The 15639-nt window shown below is 63.2% G+C and carries 13 protein-coding genes and 1 tRNA gene; 3 read left to right on the forward strand and 11 right to left on the reverse strand.

Features of this window, described 5'->3' with window-relative positions; all coding sequences use genetic code 11:
• The 6 genes from GC119_RS08100 to mfd all read right to left on the reverse strand — a co-directional run bounded on the left by GC119_RS08100 (position 1) and on the right by mfd (position 7770).
• On the reverse strand, positions 1–954 hold the full coding sequence (locus GC119_RS08100; RefSeq protein WP_070576816.1) for a Ppx/GppA phosphatase family protein: 954 nt from the start codon (positions 952–954) through the stop codon (positions 1–3).
• The gene (locus tag GC119_RS08105) at positions 951–1451 is read right to left on the reverse strand and encodes a DUF501 domain-containing protein (RefSeq protein ID WP_151952860.1); all 501 of its coding nucleotides are present in this window, start codon (positions 1449–1451) and stop codon (positions 951–953) included. Before GC119_RS08105 ends, GC119_RS08100 begins: the two co-directional genes overlap by 4 nt.
• Complete coding sequence (locus GC119_RS08110; protein WP_070576822.1) at positions 1448–1864, reverse strand: FtsB family cell division protein; 417 nt, start codon at positions 1862–1864, stop codon at positions 1448–1450. The genes GC119_RS08105 and GC119_RS08110 overlap by 4 nt, the downstream gene beginning before the upstream one ends.
• A gap of 288 nt (positions 1865–2152) precedes the next feature.
• Positions 2153–3433 (reverse strand): phosphopyruvate hydratase, encoded by a 1281-nt coding sequence (eno, locus tag GC119_RS08115; protein WP_070576826.1) that lies wholly within the window; start codon positions 3431–3433, stop codon positions 2153–2155.
• A 54-nt stretch (positions 3434–3487) separates the two neighbouring features.
• On the reverse strand, positions 3488–4228 hold the full coding sequence (locus tag GC119_RS08120) for a MazG nucleotide pyrophosphohydrolase domain-containing protein (RefSeq protein WP_151952861.1): 741 nt from the start codon (positions 4226–4228) through the stop codon (positions 3488–3490).
• Positions 4225–7770, reverse strand: a complete 3546-nt coding sequence (gene mfd, locus GC119_RS08125; protein ID WP_151952862.1) for a transcription-repair coupling factor — start codon at positions 7768–7770, stop codon at positions 4225–4227. Before mfd ends, GC119_RS08120 begins: the two co-directional genes overlap by 4 nt.
• Positions 7771–7901: 131 nt before the next feature.
• On the opposite strand from mfd, the gene GC119_RS08130 reads away from it, so the two are divergent.
• Positions 7902–8594: a rhomboid family intramembrane serine protease gene (locus GC119_RS08130; RefSeq protein WP_151952863.1), complete on the forward strand. Its 693-nt coding sequence runs from the start codon at positions 7902–7904 to the stop codon at positions 8592–8594.
• A 1-nt stretch (position 8595) separates the two neighbouring features.
• Here GC119_RS08130 and pth read toward each other — a convergent pair whose 3' ends face one another.
• The 5 genes from pth to GC119_RS08155 form a co-directional block, all read right to left on the reverse strand.
• The gene (gene pth / locus GC119_RS08135; RefSeq protein WP_151952864.1) at positions 8596–9177 is read right to left on the reverse strand and encodes an aminoacyl-tRNA hydrolase; all 582 of its coding nucleotides are present in this window, start codon (positions 9175–9177) and stop codon (positions 8596–8598) included.
• A gap of 93 nt (positions 9178–9270) precedes the next feature.
• On the reverse strand, positions 9271–9930 hold the full coding sequence (locus tag GC119_RS08140; protein ID WP_151952865.1) for a 50S ribosomal protein L25/general stress protein Ctc: 660 nt from the start codon (positions 9928–9930) through the stop codon (positions 9271–9273).
• Positions 9931–10127: 197 nt separating this feature from the next.
• Positions 10128–11102 (reverse strand): ribose-phosphate diphosphokinase, encoded by a 975-nt coding sequence (locus tag GC119_RS08145; RefSeq protein ID WP_070576842.1) that lies wholly within the window; start codon positions 11100–11102, stop codon positions 10128–10130.
• Positions 11099–12547, reverse strand: a complete 1449-nt coding sequence (gene glmU / locus GC119_RS08150; protein WP_070576845.1) for a bifunctional UDP-N-acetylglucosamine diphosphorylase/glucosamine-1-phosphate N-acetyltransferase GlmU — start codon at positions 12545–12547, stop codon at positions 11099–11101. Before glmU ends, GC119_RS08145 begins: the two co-directional genes overlap by 4 nt.
• 44 nt (positions 12548–12591) lie before the next feature.
• A tRNA-Gln gene (locus tag GC119_RS08155) sits at positions 12592–12663 on the reverse strand.
• Between the two features lie 74 nt (positions 12664–12737).
• Between GC119_RS08155 and GC119_RS08160 the strand changes: the two genes are divergently transcribed.
• Both GC119_RS08160 and pcrA read left to right on the forward strand, forming a co-directional pair.
• Positions 12738–13133: a hypothetical protein gene (locus GC119_RS08160; RefSeq protein ID WP_151952866.1), complete on the forward strand. Its 396-nt coding sequence runs from the start codon at positions 12738–12740 to the stop codon at positions 13131–13133.
• 103 nt (positions 13134–13236) lie between these two features.
• The gene (gene pcrA, locus GC119_RS08165; protein WP_151952867.1) at positions 13237–15633 is read left to right on the forward strand and encodes a DNA helicase PcrA; all 2397 of its coding nucleotides are present in this window, start codon (positions 13237–13239) and stop codon (positions 15631–15633) included.
• Positions 15634–15639: the final 6 nt, after the last annotated feature.

A 15639-nucleotide genomic window follows, 5' to 3' on the forward strand; every position in this document is an offset into this window, starting at 1 on the left:
TCAGGCCGACCGCCGGGCCAGGTCGATGGCGATGCCGTCGAGAATGTCTGCCTCCGATGTGATCAGCGGAATGCTGTGACCTGCAGCCTGTTCGATCCTGTGGACCAGCCGGCGGTACACAATCGCCCCGCCGACGATCACGTCGACGCGGCCGGGGTGCATGTACGGCAGCTGTGCACGGTCTGCCGAGGTGGCCGCAAGCAGGCCCTCGACTGCCCGGTCTGCCTGTTCGCGGCGCAGCTGCGCACCGTGGATGACGTCCGGCTGATAGGCGTCAAGGCCGAGTGCGGCGGCAGTGATCGTGGTGATGGTTCCTGCCACTCCCACGAGTGCTTCTGCGGATGCGATGTTGACGTGCTTGGCTGCTTCATCGAACGCGGCGTCGACATCAGCTTCAACAGCTGCGATGTCGTCTGCGCTCACGGGGTCGGACGTGATGTGGCGTTCGGTCATGCGCACGCAGCCGATGTTCATCGAATACCCCGCTTCTACGGCCCCCGTGCCGACGACGAGTTCGGTGGAGCCTCCGCCTAGGTCCATGACGAGAACCGGCTGGGGCAGTCCCGCGTCAATGCGCGAACCGACACCCGCGGTCGCACCGAGGAAGCTCAGCGCCGCCTCGTCATCTCCGCTGATGACCTCCGGGGTGATGCCCAGACGCTGCTGCACGCCGGCAAAGAACTCGTCGCGGTTGTCGACATCGCGGCTGGCCGAAGTGGCAGCGAATCGAACCGGCATGGGGCCGTGTTCGCGAATGAGCGCGGCAAATTCCTCGCAGGCGGCAAAAACCCTTTCGAGTGCCTCGTCAGCGAATCGGCCGGTGGCATCAACGCCCTGGCCCAGGCGAACAATCCGCATGCAGCGGACCACGTCGACAACGCTGTTGCCTTCGACATCGGCAATGAGCAGGCGAATGGAGTTGGTTCCGCAGTCAACGGCGGCCGCGCGGGTCATCGGGCGACCTCGGGAACGCCGTCCATGAGCGACAGTGCGCGGTCACCGATCGGATTGATGCCGGGCCCGGCGGCCAGCGAGTGGGCGACGAGTGCGTGCAGGCACTTGATGCGGGTGGGCATGCCCCCGGCGGAGAAGTCTTTGATCTCCTCGACTTCGGCAATTCCGGCGTCCAGACCGATCTGCCTGCGGTCTTCCAGGTAGAACCGGTGCGCGGCACGGTAAGCCTCAGCGAGTTCGGGCAGTTCTGACAGCTGCGCGGTCCATTCGGTCATGATGCCGCTGGATTCCAGTCGGGAACATTCCCGCACGTAGTCCGGGTGCGTCAGGTAGTACACCGTGGGAAACGGCGTGCCGTCTTCCAACCGCGGGGCGGTTGCCACAACCAGCGGCTCACCGGCCACTGAGCGGGCAGCCACGCCCAGCATGCCGCGGGGAAAGCGGCCCAGCTGCTCTTCTACGACAGCGCGGTCCTGCTCCGAGCTTGAAAACTTCACTGATCCTCCGTTGCCATTCCCACTGTCGACATGTACTCAGCAAGTTCTTGATACCAGGGCCGGTCAACCTGCCCCTTATTGGCCTGACCTGTCGCAGTGTCTTCGCGGTCTTCGCCGACAACGATATACAGCGTTTCGCCTTCTTCTGCGTACAGGTGCTTTTCACGCGCGAGCTTCTTGATGTGCTCGGGGTCGTCGAAGTCTTTGCGACGCTTTTCGAGCTGGTCTATTTCCGTTTGCGTCTGGCTGTTCTGCTTTTCCAGCGCCCGGATCTGCTGCGTCTGACGAACACCCGCGCTGACCGAGGGCAAGAAGCCGACGGCCAAAAGCACGAGGATGATCGAAAAGACGGCAATACGAGCCGCAGACCAACGAGAACCGCCGTTTCTGCGCCGTTTGTCTGCGCCGCTCATATGCACCTCATTCGTGCGTAGGGGAAGGGAAGAAGCACGAATATGACAAGTCTGCCGTGTCAGTGCCAGATGTTACGAGAAGCGTTCCTGGCGTGTCGGCATGATTCGGTTCACAGTCAGTGCTATCACAGGCGGCACTCAGGAACGGAAGCAGAGACATCACAGCCAAGCCGTCGTGGGCGGGCAACGCGGACGGACCAGGACAGAAGAAGAGCGGGGTGTGTTTCCACACCCCGCTCACACAGCGGCAGGCTCAGCGCAGCCGAGCGGCAGAGGACAGCCGAAAGGTCATCCCTGGAAGCGCGGGAAAGCGCCGCGGCCCGCATAGCGAGCAGCGTCACCCAGGATCTCCTCGATGACCAGCAGACGGTTGTACTTGGCCACGCGCTCCGAGCGCGCGGGGGCACCCGTCTTGATCTGCCCGGCGTTGACGGCAACCGCGAGATCCGCGATCGTCGTGTCTTCGGTTTCACCGGAGCGGTGGGAGATCATCGTGGTGTAGTTGTTCGACTGCGCCATCTGCACGGCGTCGAACGTTTCGGTGAGCGTGCCGATCTGGTTGACCTTGACCAGCAGTGAGTTTCCTGCACCTTCGTCGATGCCGCGAGCCAAGCGCTCGGGGTTGGTCACGAAGAGGTCGTCGCCGACCAGCTGCACGCGGCCGCCGAGCTTTTCGGTGATGGCGATCCAGCCGTCCCAGTCGTTTTCATCCAGCGGGTCTTCAATCGACACCAGGGGGTACTTGTCGACGAGATCGGCATAGTAGTCGGCCATCTGCTCGGCGGTGCGCTTTTCGCCTTCGAAGCTGTACACGCCATCGGAGAAGAACTCCGATGAGGCCACGTCGAGGGCGAGCGCAACGTCCGAGCCCGGCTGGTAGCCGGCGTTCTTAATCGCTTCGAGGATGAGGTCGAGCGCCTCTGCGTTCGAACCGAGGTTCGGTGCGAATCCGCCTTCGTCGCCCAGACCTGTGGACAGGCCGCGGTCCTTGAGCACGCTCTTGAGCGCGTGGTAGACCTCGGTGCCCCAGCGGAGTGCTTCGCGGAAGCTCGCCGCTCCGATGGGGGCGATCATGAATTCCTGGATGTCAACGTTGGAGTCCGCGTGGGATCCGCCGTTGAGGATGTTCATCAGCGGCACCGGCATGATGTGTGCGTTCGGTCCGCCCAGGTAGCGAAACAGCGGCAGGTCAGAAGAGTCTGCCTGTGCGCGGGCTACTGCCAGCGAGGTTCCGAGCATGGCGTTTGCGCCCAGGCGCGATTTGTTGTCGGTGCCGTCAAGGTCGATGAGGATCTGGTCGACGATCCGCTGTTCGTCGGCTTCTTCGCCTTCGATGGCGTCGTTGATCTCGCCCAGCACCGCTTCGACCGCTGCGAGGACGCCTTTGCCGTCGTAGCGTTCGGGGTCGCCGTCGCGCAGTTCGACAGCTTCGAACTCGCCGGTCGAGGCTCCCGAGGGAACACCTGCTGTGCCGACGGAGTCGTCTTCCAGCAGAATCTCAACTTCGATCGTCGGGTTGCCCCGCGAGTCGAGGATCTCTCGGGCGTTCGCGGCATCAATTCTTGCCATCTGGGTACTCCTTGTTGTTGTCGTCCCGGCGCACTCCAAAGGTGCGCTTTAAGTCTATCCGCGCTCGTGGGCGCTGCGGCCCAGTGTGGCCTTTTCTGCGGCTTCCGTAGCAGCACGCAGGGCCTTTTCGGGGTCCACTCCCCTGCTGTGCGCCTCTTGCACCAGGGCCAGGAGTTCATGTCCGATCCGCTGTTCTTCTGCCGAGGCGCCGGGCGGGTTCTGCAGCTGCCTCCCCATTCGCTGGGCTCGGTCGATGACCGCGGCCGCGCGTGCCAGTGCGGGCATGGTCCGCGGCAGCGAATCGAAAGAGCTTTTCGCCGCCTGGCGGCCTTCGGCTTTGCGTTCGCGGGCTTTTGTCCGCTCGTACATGTCTTCGACTTCCTCCAGCGTCCACGGTGCGGTGGAGTCGAAGACGTGCCGGTGGCGGCGGACGATTTTGTCTTTCAGCAGCTGTTCGACTTCGGCGAAAGAAGTCGGCGGTGCGGCCTGTCCCGTCGGCCGAGTGTGCGGTTGGGGTGCGTCGATCACGGCAGCGTGAAACAGCACCTGGTAGAGAACATCACCGAGTTCTTTTTTCAGCTCTGCCAGACTCTGCGCGTCCTGGGCCTCACTGTGCTGCTGGATGGCTTCGAGCAGTTCATAGGTCTCCTCCAGCAGGAAAGGTGCCAGGCTCTCGTGCGTATGGGCAGCCGCCCAGGGACAGCGCGCTCGCAGCAGGCTGAGCACTTCGGCCAAGGTGAGTCCAGCGGGATCCACGGGATCCCAGCAAACCGGTTCCGGCGCCTCGTCAGTCATGCGGCCTCATCCAGCGGAAATACCTGATCCAGCAGTGTGCGGCACCACTCCAGCAGATCCGAACCGGTGAGTTCGCGCTTGTCGAAGCCTTTGCCGGGGCGGACCGGTTTGGGCACGAGGATCGAGCGCAGCGCCGGTTTGATGAGCGCTTTCGGATACAGGCGCTTAAGCCTGACCACCTGCCATTCGGCCAGTTCGGCCGGGCCGAAGCGGATCATATTGCCCTGCGTGACGATGTCGCTGATGCCGGATTGGCGAGCGCGAATCCGCAGGCGCGCCACGTCCGCGAGCACCGCAACTTCGTCCGGGTAGGGGCCATAGCGGTCGGTGAGCTCTTCGAGGACTTCCTGCAGCGCCTCTTCTGTTTCGGCGGCGGCGAGTTTGCGGTAGGCCTCCAGGCGCAGTCGTTCGTGTTCGACGTAGTCGGTCGGCAGGTGGGCATCGATGGGCAGTTCGACCTTCATGGGCGGCAGCTCTTCTTCACCGTCGCCCTTGAAGTCAGCAACCGCCTCACCGACCATCCGAATGTAGAGGTCGAAGCCGACACCCTCAATGTGGCCGGACTGCTGACCGCCCAGCAGATTGCCGGCACCGCGGATTTCGAGGTCCTTCATGGCCACCTGCATGCCCGCACCCAGTTCCGTGTGGGCGGCAACCGTCTGCAGGCGGTCGTGAGCGGTTTCGGTCAGCGTGATGTCACTGGGATACAGGAAGTAGGCGTAGGCGCGCTCACGTCCACGGCCCACACGGCCGCGCAGCTGGTGCAGCTGGGACAGACCCATGCGCTCTGCGCGGTCGACGATGAGCGTGTTGGCGTTGGAAATGTCGATGCCGGTCTCCACGATCGTGGTGCACACCAGAACGTCGTAGCGCTTTTCCCAGAAGTCGACGATCACCTGTTCGAGCTGGGTTTCGTTCATTTTGCCGTGGGCTACGGCAATGCGGGCCTCGGGTACGAGCTCCGCCAGATGGCCGGCGATCTTCTCGATGTCCTGGACGCGATTGTGGATGTAGAAGACCTGACCTTCGCGCAGCAGTTCGCGGCGAATTGCTGCGGCAACCTGTCGGTCTTCGTACTTGCCGACGTAGGTGAGCACGGGATGGCGCTCTTCCGGAGGGGTTGCAAGAGTCGACATTTCACGGATTCCCGTGACCGCCATTTCCAGGGTGCGGGGAATCGGAGTTGCGGACATGGCCAGTACATCGACGTTTGTGCGCAGCGCTTTGAGGGTCTCCTTGTGTTCAACCCCGAAGCGCTGCTCTTCGTCGATGATGACAAGGCCCAGGTCTTTGAAGCGCACTTCGCCCGAGAGCAGCCGGTGGGTTCCGATGACCAAGTCGAGTTTGCCCTCTTTGAGGTCGTCTTTGATCTTCTGCACTTCCGCCGGGGTTTGGAAGCGCGACATGGCCCCAACTGTGACGGGGAAGCCGGAGTAGCGTTCGGAAAAGGTGTCGTAGTGCTGCTGGACCAACAGTGTTGTCGGCACGAGCACCGCAACCTGTTTGCCTTCCTGAATGGCTTTGAAGGCCGCGCGCACAGCGACTTCGGTTTTTCCGTAGCCCACATCACCGCAGATCAGCCGGTCCATGGGAATCTGCTTCTCCATGTCCTCTTTGACTTCGTCGATGGTGGTCAGCTGGTCCGGCGTTTCGTCGTAGGGGAAAGCGTCTTCCAGTTCCCGCTGCCACGGGGTGTCCGGGCCGAAAGCGTGGCCGACGGTTGCCCTGCGGGCCGCGTAGAGGCGGATGAGCTCACCGGCGATCTCCTTGACGGCTTTGCGGGCCTTCTTCTTGGTGTTCGACCAGTCCGAACCGCCCATCTTGTTGACCTTGGGGTCTTCTCCGCCGACATAGCGGGTCACCTGGTCCAGGGCGTCCGAGGGAACGAACAGACGGTCACCGGGCTGGCCGCGCTTCGAGGGCGCGTATTCGATGACGAGGTATTCGCGGGTGTGCTGGTCTTTGCCGCGCCCGGTGGTGCGCTGCATGAGTTCAACGAAGCGGCCCACGCCGTGCTGGTCGTGGACGACATAGTCACCCGGCTTGAGGTCGAGCGGGTCGACCTGGTTGCGTCGCCTGCGGCTGGGCAGGCGGCGCATGTCCCGGGTCGAAGTGGCTGCGGCACGACCGAGCACCTCGGCTTCTGTCAATACGGCGATGTGGTGCTGATCGAAGACGAAGCCGGCGTAGGCTGCCGCCGTTGTCACGAGAATTGCGCCTTCGGCCTTGTCGGCTAGGTCAGGTTCGAAGCGCGCCGGGAGGTCGGCTTCGCTGAAGACCTCCACCAGGCGCTCGCCCGGCCCCTTGCCCTCTGTGAGGACGTACACCTGCCAGCCGTCTTTGACGTGCTGCCCGACATCGGCCAGCACCGCCTGGACATCACCGGAATAGCCGCGCGGTTCACGCGCCCCGATTGTCAGCACCAGACGGTCGGACTCGAGTTCGTCGTCGATTGCGAAACCGCCCAGGTCCCACCACGAAAAGCCGCGATCCTGTGCTGCCTGCTGCACCTCGGCATAGTCTGCGAAGCTGGCGGCAGACAGGTCGACGGGGCTTTCTGCACCTGCGGCAGCCGATGTCCAAGCTGCGGCCAAAAACTCTTCGGTTGTGGCAACGAGGTCGGCGGCACGCGCCTCGACCTTCTGCGGTGCTGTGACGAACACGGCGGTGTTCTCCGGCAGGATCGACATGAGCGGCTCCATGCCGTCGGCCAAAACCGGGGCGAGTGACTCCATGCCCTCGACCGCAATGCCGTGGGAGATCTTCTGCAGCAGATCGGCTGCCGCGGGGACTTCGGGAATCAGATCGGCCGCGCGGCGGCGCACGTCTTCTGTCAGCAGCACTTCACGGCAGGGCGGGGCCCACAGCTCATACTGGGCGCCGTCGACGGTTTCGAGCGAACGCTGGTCGGCAACTGCGAAGGGACGGATCTCTTCAACTTCGTCCCCGAAGAACTCAATGCGCAGAGCGTGATCGTCAGTCGGCGGGAAGACGTCCAGAATTCCGCCCCGCACAGCGTATTCTCCGCGCCTGGACACCATGTCCACACGGCTGTAGGCCAGACCCGAAAGCCGTTCGGCCAGCTCTTCCAGATCGGCTTCGCTGCCCACTTTCAGGGCAACCGGCTCAAGGTCGCCCAGGCCCTTGACCAGCGGCTGCGTGACAGCGCGAATGGGTGCAACGACCACCGAAAGGGGGACATCGCCCGGGTGGGCCAAGCGGCGCAGCACCGACAGACGCTGGCCGACGGTGTCCGAACGCGGCGAAAGCCGTTCGTGCGGCAGGGTCTCCCACGACGGAAACATCGCAATGGAGCGCGGACTGAGGTGATCGGCCAGAGCATTGACGAGCTCGTCGGCCTCGCGGCCTGTCGCGGTGATGACAAGAACCGGGCGCTTCTGTGCGGCGGCCGCCGTGATGTGCGGCCACAGGCCCTTGACGGCTTGGATTGCACCGCTTCCGTGCTTTTCGCCGACCGCGTCGACGACGTCGGTGAATTCAGACAGCTCGGACAGGGCAGAGGAAATACCGCGAACAGACACCCCCACAGTCTAAACGCCGCGACTGCCCGGTTCGCCCCGTGTGCGGAGGCTCTTCCCGCAGGCGGTCAGTTCCTGTTCTCAGTCGATTCCCACCCCAGCGCGTTCTCATGCGTCTTTGACACCATGGAACTATGAGTTCACAGCAGACGCGCGGCGTCACCCTGACGGTCCCCGCGCACTACTTCGCCCCGGTTGTGATGCTTGCGCTCATGTGGATCATGCGCGTGGTCAGCACGGTCGTGCCCGGCAGCGTGCACGCCCTCGGCGTGCGCGCATGGAGTCCGTCGAGCCTGTGGGCGATCGCCACATCGCCGTTCGTGCACGTCAGCTGGTTCCATCTGCTGTCGAACACGGTTCCGTTCCTCATTCTGGGGCTCATCGTCGCTTTTGACGGCGCCAAGCGCTTTGCCGCCGTCACCGTGGCCTCAGCCGTTGCCGGCGGGCTCGGGGTGTTCTTCCTCAACCGGCCCGGCACTGTGACGGTCGGGGCTTCCGGCCTCGTGTTCGGCTACTTCGGCTACCTCGTTCTGCGCGGCCTCTTCGCCCGCGGCGGGCTGCGCAAAGTCATCTACCTTGTCGTCGCCATCGTCGTAGCCGGACTGTACGGGGTCTCGATGGTCATCGGCTTGATCCCTCGTGGCACCTCGATGTCCTGGCAGGGTCACCTTTTCGGCCTCATCGGCGGCTGCGCTGCTGCATGGGCGCTCGGCTCTGCGGCAAAGCCCAGGTCGGGGCAGAACGCCCAGCACCTCACACAGGCCCAATCGCAGCAAACCAGAGACCCTGAGCTCGATCAGCTGCTGCGCGACCTCGATATTGAATAGCTCAGGCGCGTGACCGGCCGTGGTAGCGCTGCTGCGTGTCCGTCAGCCCCAGTCGCACGAGGTCTTCACAGGCATCCGCCAGATCGCTGATGAACAACGGCAGATCCGCGGCTTCAGAACGTGAAAAGGGGCGAAGGACGAAGTCTGCGGTGTCCATGCGCCCGGGTGGGCGGCCAACCCCTGCGCGCAGCCGCAGATAGTCGCGGGTCCCAATGTGCTGGGTGATGGAGCGCAGGCCATTGTGGCCGCCCTCTCCCCCGCCGATCTTGAGTTTGATGCTGTCGAAGGGAATGTCGACGTCGTCGTGGATGGCAATGATCAGCTCGGGATCGACACCGTAGAAGTCGGCCAGTCCGCGCACCGCGATTCCGCTTTCGTTCATGTAGGTCATCGAGCGCATAAGCACAGCTTTGTCACTGCCGAGGCGGACGGTGTCGGCAAAAGCCCGGTGTTTGGTTTTGCCCAGAGCACCGCCGGTGCGGCGCAGCAGTTCGTCGACCACCATGTAGCCGATGTTGTGCCGAGTGCGCTCATAGCGCGAACCAGGATTGCCCAGGCCGACAATCAGCCGAGTTCCAGACATCACCGTTCTCCTCGAAAAAGTTCGCAGTGCTCAGGGTCGTGTATGTGCGAAAGGCCCCGCACAGCGGCGGGGCCTTCCACAGATATCAGCAGATCAGTCTTCGGACTCTTCTTCTGCTTCATCGCCGGCTTCTTCAGCGTCGTCGCCGGCTTCTTCGGGCTCGTCAGGCTGAGCGTCAGATTCGAGTTCGGCTTCGAGTTCCTCGGCAGACATCTCCTGCGAGACGTTGACAACCATGAGCTCTTCGTCGTCAACCAGTTCGATGCCGCCAGCGAGCTTGACGTCGCCCGCGTAGATGTGGTCGCCGGCTTCGCGGCCTTCGACCGAAACGACGAGCTCTTCCGGCAGGTCGGTGGCGTCTGCGAGAACGCGAACCGTGGTGGCTTCGAGCGCAACGATAGTTTCGGGAGCCGATTCGCCTTCGATCGTGATGGGGACGTCGACCTCGATCTTTTCGCCCTTCTTGACCTTGATGAGGTCAACGTGGACGATCTCGCGGCGCACGGGGTGACGCTGCACTTCGCGGGCAACGGCAAGCGACTTGAAGCCGTCCTCGTCGTTCTTGATTTCCAGAAGTGCGTTCGGGACCTTCATCGCCATCATGATGTCGTGGGCGTCGATGGTCATCTGAACAGGGTCGATGCCGTGACCGTACATCACAGCGGGAACGCGACCGGCGCGGCGCGCCCGGCGGGATGCGCCCTTGCCGTGCTCTTCGCGCGGTTTGACGTTGAGAACAAAATCAGCTGCCATTGTGTCTCCTTCGTGGTGAATACAATCCCACGGCGGACGCAAGATAACCCGCGTCGATAACGGGAGTCTGAGCTCCCCTCGCCGAGGCAACCACACAAGGATACACTACGGTCTGCCGAAGGCTGAAATGCCGCAGACCGTACGCGGTGCCGAAACTCCGGCGGTCCGCGCTTTCGGGACTCAGCGCCGAAGCCTGCTCAGATGTGGAACAGGCTGGTGACGGATCCGTCTTCGAAGACTTCGTGCACTGCCCGCGCCAGGAGCGGGGCGATCGACAGTTCGGTGAGCTTGCCGAACTTCTTGTCATCATCAATCGGCAGGGTGTTGGTCACAATGACCTCTTCGGCGCAGGAGTTTTCCAAACGCTGCACTGCCGGACCGGAGAACACAGCGTGAGTGGCAACGATGATGACGCCCTTAGCTCCGGCGTTCATGCAGGCGTCAGCGGCCTGCACAATGGTGCCGCCGGTGTCGATCATGTCGTCGACGAGCACGCACATGCGGCCTTCGACGTCGCCGACGACGCGGTTGGCCTTGGATTCGTTCGGCCTATCGATGTCGCGTGTCTTGTGGATGAAGGCCAGCGGCACGCCGCCAAGCGCCTCTGACCAGTTTTCGGCCACCTTGATGCGGCCAGCGTCCGGCGAAACGACGGCCAGGCGACTGTCGTCGTAGTTCTCCTTGACGTAGCCGGCCAGTGTCGGCAGGGCGACCAGGTGGTCTACGGGACCGTCGAAGAAGCCCTGGATCTGCGATGTGTGCAGATCGACCGTGATGATGCGGTCAGCGCCGGCGGCCCGGAAGAGGTCGGCCATGAGTCGAGCGGAGATCGGTTCGCGGCCGCGGTGCTTCTTGTCTTGGCGCGCATACGGGAAGAACGGGGCGATCACGGTGATGCGCTTGGCGGATGCGCGCTTGAGCGCATCGAGCATGATCAGCTGCTCCATAACCCATTCGTTGATGGGCGTGCAGTGCGACTGCAGGACGAAGACGTCGCTGCCGCGCACAGATTCTGAATAGCGGACGTAGATCTCACCGTTGGCAAACGGGCGGATTTCGGTTTCCAGCAGGTCCGTGCCGAGGTTCTCAGCAACATCGGCTGCCAGTTCCGGGTGTGAGCGCCCTGTGACCAGGACGAGTTTCTTTTCGCCGGTTGTTGTAATCTCGTTCACTTGCCCTCAGACTCCTTAGCGCGCTCTGCGGCCTCTGCAGCAGCTGTTCCGGGCCGGTTCTTCTGAACCCAACCTTCGATGTTTCTCTGTTCAGCGTATGTGATGGCCAGTGATCCCGCGGGCACGTCCTTGCGGATGACGGTGCCGGCTCCCGAATAGGCACCGTCGCCGACGGTCACAGGGGCAATGAACATCGTGTCCGAACCGGTGCGGCAGTGGGAGCCCACGACGGTGCGGTGTTTGGTCTGTCCGTCGTAGTTGACGAACACAGAAGAAGCTCCGATGTTGGAGTGGTCGCCGATTTCGGCATCCCCAACGTAGGTCAGGTGCGGCACTTTGGTGCCGGTTCCGATCTGCGCGTTCTTGGTTTCGACAAAGGTTCCGATCTTGCCGTTCGAGCCCAGTTCTGTGCCGGGCCGAAGGTAGGCGAACGGGCCGACCGAGGCGCCCTCGCCGATGACCGCGAGTTCCCCGTGAGTGCGGATGACGCGAGCCTCGGCCTTCACCTCGGTATCGGTGAGTGTGGTGTCCGGGCCGATCACGGCCCCGGTGCCGATGTCGGTCGCGCCGTGCAGCTGGACGTTCGGCAGGATCGTGACGTCGGGGCTGAGCGAGACATCGGAGTCGATCCACGTGGTTTCGGGGTCTATGACGGTCACACCTTCGCGCATCCAGCGCTCAACCGTGCGGCGATTGAGTTCACGTCCCAGCTGCGCCAGCTGCACGCGGTCATTGGCGCCTTCGACCTGCCACAGGTCGTCGGTGACCATCGCTGCGACTGACGAACCGGCATCGCGGGCCAGCCCGATGACGTCGGTGAGGTATTTTTCGCCCTGCGCGTTGTCGGTGCTGACCTGTTCGAGGGACGACCGCAGAACCGAGGCGTCAAAAGCGTAGATGCCGGAGTTGATTTCGGTGATCCTGCGCTGGGCTTCGTCAGCGTCTTTTTCTTCGACGATCCGCTCAAGCGCACCGGCGGAGTCGCGGATGATGCGACCGTAGCCATGCGGGTTGTCCACGTGAGCGGACAGAACCGTGACCGCGTGGGAGCGCTCTTCGTGGAAGCGCACGAGGTCTGCGATGGTCTGCGAGGTCAGCAGCGGGACGTCGCCGTAGGTGACGACGACGGTGCCGCGCAGGTCCTGGGGCAGCTGGGTGAGCGCACATTCTGCTGCCCGGCCGGTGCCGGGCACGCTGTCCTGGTCGGCGACGATGATCGACTGCTCAACAGCCTCAGTCACCTGGTTCAGATGGTCTGCCACGAGGTCGCGCTCGTGTCGCAGCACGACCACGAGGTGTTCGGGGCCGACTCCGGCTGCCGCGCTGACCGCGTGGTGGAGGAGGGACCGCCCGCCGATCTGGTGCATCACCTTCGGTGTTGCGGACTTCATCCTGGTTCCGGCGCCTGCGGCCAGAACGATGACAGCTGCGGGATGGTCAGCCATGCTGCTCCTCGGTGTTGACTGCGCTGCGGTGTTTTCCGCATCAGCTCCGCCCTTAGGATTCGAACCTAAACTGCACGGCTCCAAAGGCCGGCGTGCTGCCGTTACACCAGGGCGGATTGTTCCCAGTGGGATACGGCCCCGAGCTGACCCGCTCAGGGCGCTCTCATATCTTGCCACTAGAATCAAGGCTATGGAAATCGTTCAGAATATCCTCGTCATTCTCCACCTTATCGGCATGGCGATGATCGTCGGCGGCTACCTCGTCACGGTCAAAGCTCCGCGCGTTCTGCCCGGTATGCTCCACGCCGCCGGTCTGCAGGTCGTGACCGGCGTCCTGCTGTTCGGAATGTTGGAGATGCAGGGCAGCCCGACCATGTCGCTGCGCGCCGGCGCCGGCATCAAGATTCTTTTGGGCCTTGTCGCTCTCATTGCGTTCATCATCGGCAACAAGCGCGAAAAGGCCGCCGCCTCCGCTGACACTGTCCCCGATGGCACTGTCAAGACCGCAGCTCCGTCCGCCGCTATGGCTCACACCGGGTTCATTGCCGCTGTGCTCGCCGTGATCGTCGCAGTCTTCACTCTCTGATACCACCGGCTTCGGGGCGCCGTGAGCACGGCGCCCCGTTTTCTTTCTGCACGCACTGCGCGCAGGTCTCGCGTCAGCCCCTCCTGCCATACTGGGAAGCACCATGAGCTCACCGTTCGATTTCCTCAATCCGCACGCTTCCGCAGACAACGGCGGCACAGCCGCGCCCGTCCCGGCAGAGGACCCCGCCCCGGCAGACACTCAGGCGGTCGGGTCCTCGAACCCGGAAGAACTCTTGGCAGGGCTCAACCCTCAGCAGCGCAAGGCAGCCGTTCACCAAGGCGGTCCCCTGCTGATCGTCGCCGGTGCCGGTTCGGGCAAAACGGCGGTCCTCACACGCAGAATCGCCTACGCCCTGCGCACCGGGAGGGCTCACCCGGGACAGATCCTCGCAATCACCTTCACCAATAAGGCCGCGCGGGAAATGCAGGAGCGTGTGGAACAGCTCATCGGCGCGCAGGCCCGCGGCATGTGGATATCAACCTTCCACTCGGCGTGCGTGCGCATTCTGCGCCGCGAAGCCAAAGCACTGGGCCGCAACCCCAACTTCACCATCTACGATTCCGCGGATTCCCTGCGCCTGATCACCCAGGTGGCCCGCGAACTCGACCTCGACACCAAAAAGTTCTCACCGAAATCGCTGCAGCACCGCATTTCGAACGTCAAGAACGAACTCATCACAGCCGAGGACTTCGCCGCACAGTCAGCGAACAACCCCTATGATTCGACGATCGCGTCCGTGTACACCCGCTACCAGCAGCGGCTAGCCACCGCGAACGCCTTCGACTTCGACGACCTCATCATGGAAACCGTCCACATGCTCGGCGCGTTCCCCGACATCGCAGCCAGCTACCGGGCACGATTCCGCCACATCCTCGTCGACGAATACCAGGACACCAACCCCGCGCAGTACCAGCTGGTCCGCGCTCTTGCGGGCACTGATTCCGATGGCAACCCGGCCGAACTCACCGTCGTCGGCGATGCCGACCAGTCGATCTACGCCTTCCGCGGCGCAACAGTGCGCAATATCGAAGAATTCGAACAGGACTTCCCACAGGCGGCCACGGTTCTGCTCGAACAGAACTACCGGTCCACGCAGAACATCCTTTCGGCGGCCAACGCCGTCATCTCCAACAACGACGACCGCCGGGTCAAACGCCTGTGGACCGATTCCGGCAGCGGCGACATCATCACCGGCTGGGTGGCAGAGAGCGAACAGTCAGAAGCCCAGTTCATCGTCGACCGCATTGACTCCGTCATGGACGACAAGGGCCTAAGCTACGGAGACTTCGCGGTGTTCTACAGAACGAACGCCCAGTCCCGGGCAATTGAAGACGCTTTTGTCCGCTCAGGAATCCCCTACCGGGTTGTCGGCGGGACCCGCTTCTACGAACGCAGGGAAATCAAAGACGCGCTCGCCTATGTCCGCGTCATCGACAATCCGGACGACGACGTCAACCTCAGCCGCATCATCAACGTTCCCAAGCGCTCCATCGGGGATCGTTCCCTGGCACTTCTGCAGGCCTTTGCCTCGCGCGAGCAGATTTCCCTGTGGGCGGCCCTGCAGCGGGTTGACGAAGCCCCCGGCATGACCACCCGAACACTCGGCCCGCTGCAGAAATTTGCGGCACTCATGAACGACCTCATGACCTCGGCCGACGGTGCGCCCGCCTCGCGCGTGATCGAATCTGTTCTGGAGCAGACCGGATACCTGGCACAGCTGAGCGCCAGCTCAGACCCGCAGGATGAAGCTCGGGTCGACAACCTCGCCGAACTCGTCGCGGTGGCCGAAGACTTCCACGCGCAGCACCCCGAAAGCACACTCGGGGACTTCCTGGAGAGGGTGTCGCTGACAGCGGACGCCGATTCGATCCCAGATGCCGAACTTGGCGAAGTCACCCTCATGACCCTGCACACGGCCAAAGGGCTCGAGTTTCCCGTGGTCTTCCTCACCGGCTTAGAAGACGGCACGTTCCCTCACCAGCGTTCATTTTCGGATCCCACGGAACTGGCCGAAGAACGCCGCTTGGCCTATGTCGGTTTGACCAGGGCCGAACAGAAGCTGTTTGTGTCACGAGCTGAAACTCGCTCCATGTGGGGCCAACCGCAGTACAATCCACCCAGCCGCTTCCTGGGCGAAATACCAGACGAGCTCATCGACTGGGAATCAACGGGCACCCTGAGCCCCACGGCTGCGGTCGACCGCCAAGAAGCCGGCTCCGCCGCTCACGGGTGGTCGGGAACCCTGGGCCGCAGCATGCGCACGGGACGGCCCAGCCAGTCCGCTGCGAGCGTGGGCCGCAGCTTCCCCAACCGCATTCGTCCCAATCGCGAAGCCGTTGTCGTCGAAGCCGGGGACAAGGTTTCCCACGACTCCTTCGGCATGGGCACTGTTCTTGAAGTCTCCGGAAGCGGCGACAAAGCCGTAGCGACGGTCGATTTCGGTTCCGAAGGCACCAAACGACTGCTGCTGCGCTACGCGCCAGTCGAAAAGCTGTAGGCTCTG

The organism is Brevibacterium sp. Marseille-P9724 (assembly GCF_902500275.1).
In the GTDB taxonomy this organism is placed as follows: Bacteria; Actinomycetota; Actinomycetes; order Actinomycetales; family Brevibacteriaceae; genus Brevibacterium.

What these genes read in the sequence shown, in the direction of transcription:
- GC119_RS08100 (WP_070576816.1), bottom strand. Translation starts at nt 954, where the DNA reads ATGACCCGCGCGGCCGCCGTTGACTGCGGAACCAACTCCATTCGCCTG.
- GC119_RS08110 (WP_070576822.1), bottom strand. Translation starts at nt 1,864, where the DNA reads ATGAGCGGCGCAGACAAACGGCGCAGAAACGGCGGTTCTCGTTGGTCT.
- eno (WP_070576826.1), bottom strand. Translation starts at nt 3,433, where the DNA reads ATGGCAAGAATTGATGCCGCGAACGCCCGAGAGATCCTCGACTCGCGG.
- GC119_RS08120 (WP_151952861.1), bottom strand. Translation starts at nt 4,228, where the DNA reads ATGACTGACGAGGCGCCGGAACCGGTTTGCTGGGATCCCGTGGATCCC.
- GC119_RS08130 (WP_151952863.1), top strand. Translation starts at nt 7,902, where the DNA reads ATGAGTTCACAGCAGACGCGCGGCGTCACCCTGACGGTCCCCGCGCAC.
- pth (WP_151952864.1), bottom strand. Translation starts at nt 9,177, where the DNA reads ATGTCTGGAACTCGGCTGATTGTCGGCCTGGGCAATCCTGGTTCGCGC.
- GC119_RS08140 (WP_151952865.1), bottom strand. Translation starts at nt 9,930, where the DNA reads ATGGCAGCTGATTTTGTTCTCAACGTCAAACCGCGCGAAGAGCACGGC.
- glmU (WP_070576845.1), bottom strand. Translation starts at nt 12,547, where the DNA reads ATGGCTGACCATCCCGCAGCTGTCATCGTTCTGGCCGCAGGCGCCGGA.
- GC119_RS08160 (WP_151952866.1), top strand. Translation starts at nt 12,738, where the DNA reads ATGGAAATCGTTCAGAATATCCTCGTCATTCTCCACCTTATCGGCATG.
- pcrA (WP_151952867.1), top strand. Translation starts at nt 13,237, where the DNA reads ATGAGCTCACCGTTCGATTTCCTCAATCCGCACGCTTCCGCAGACAAC.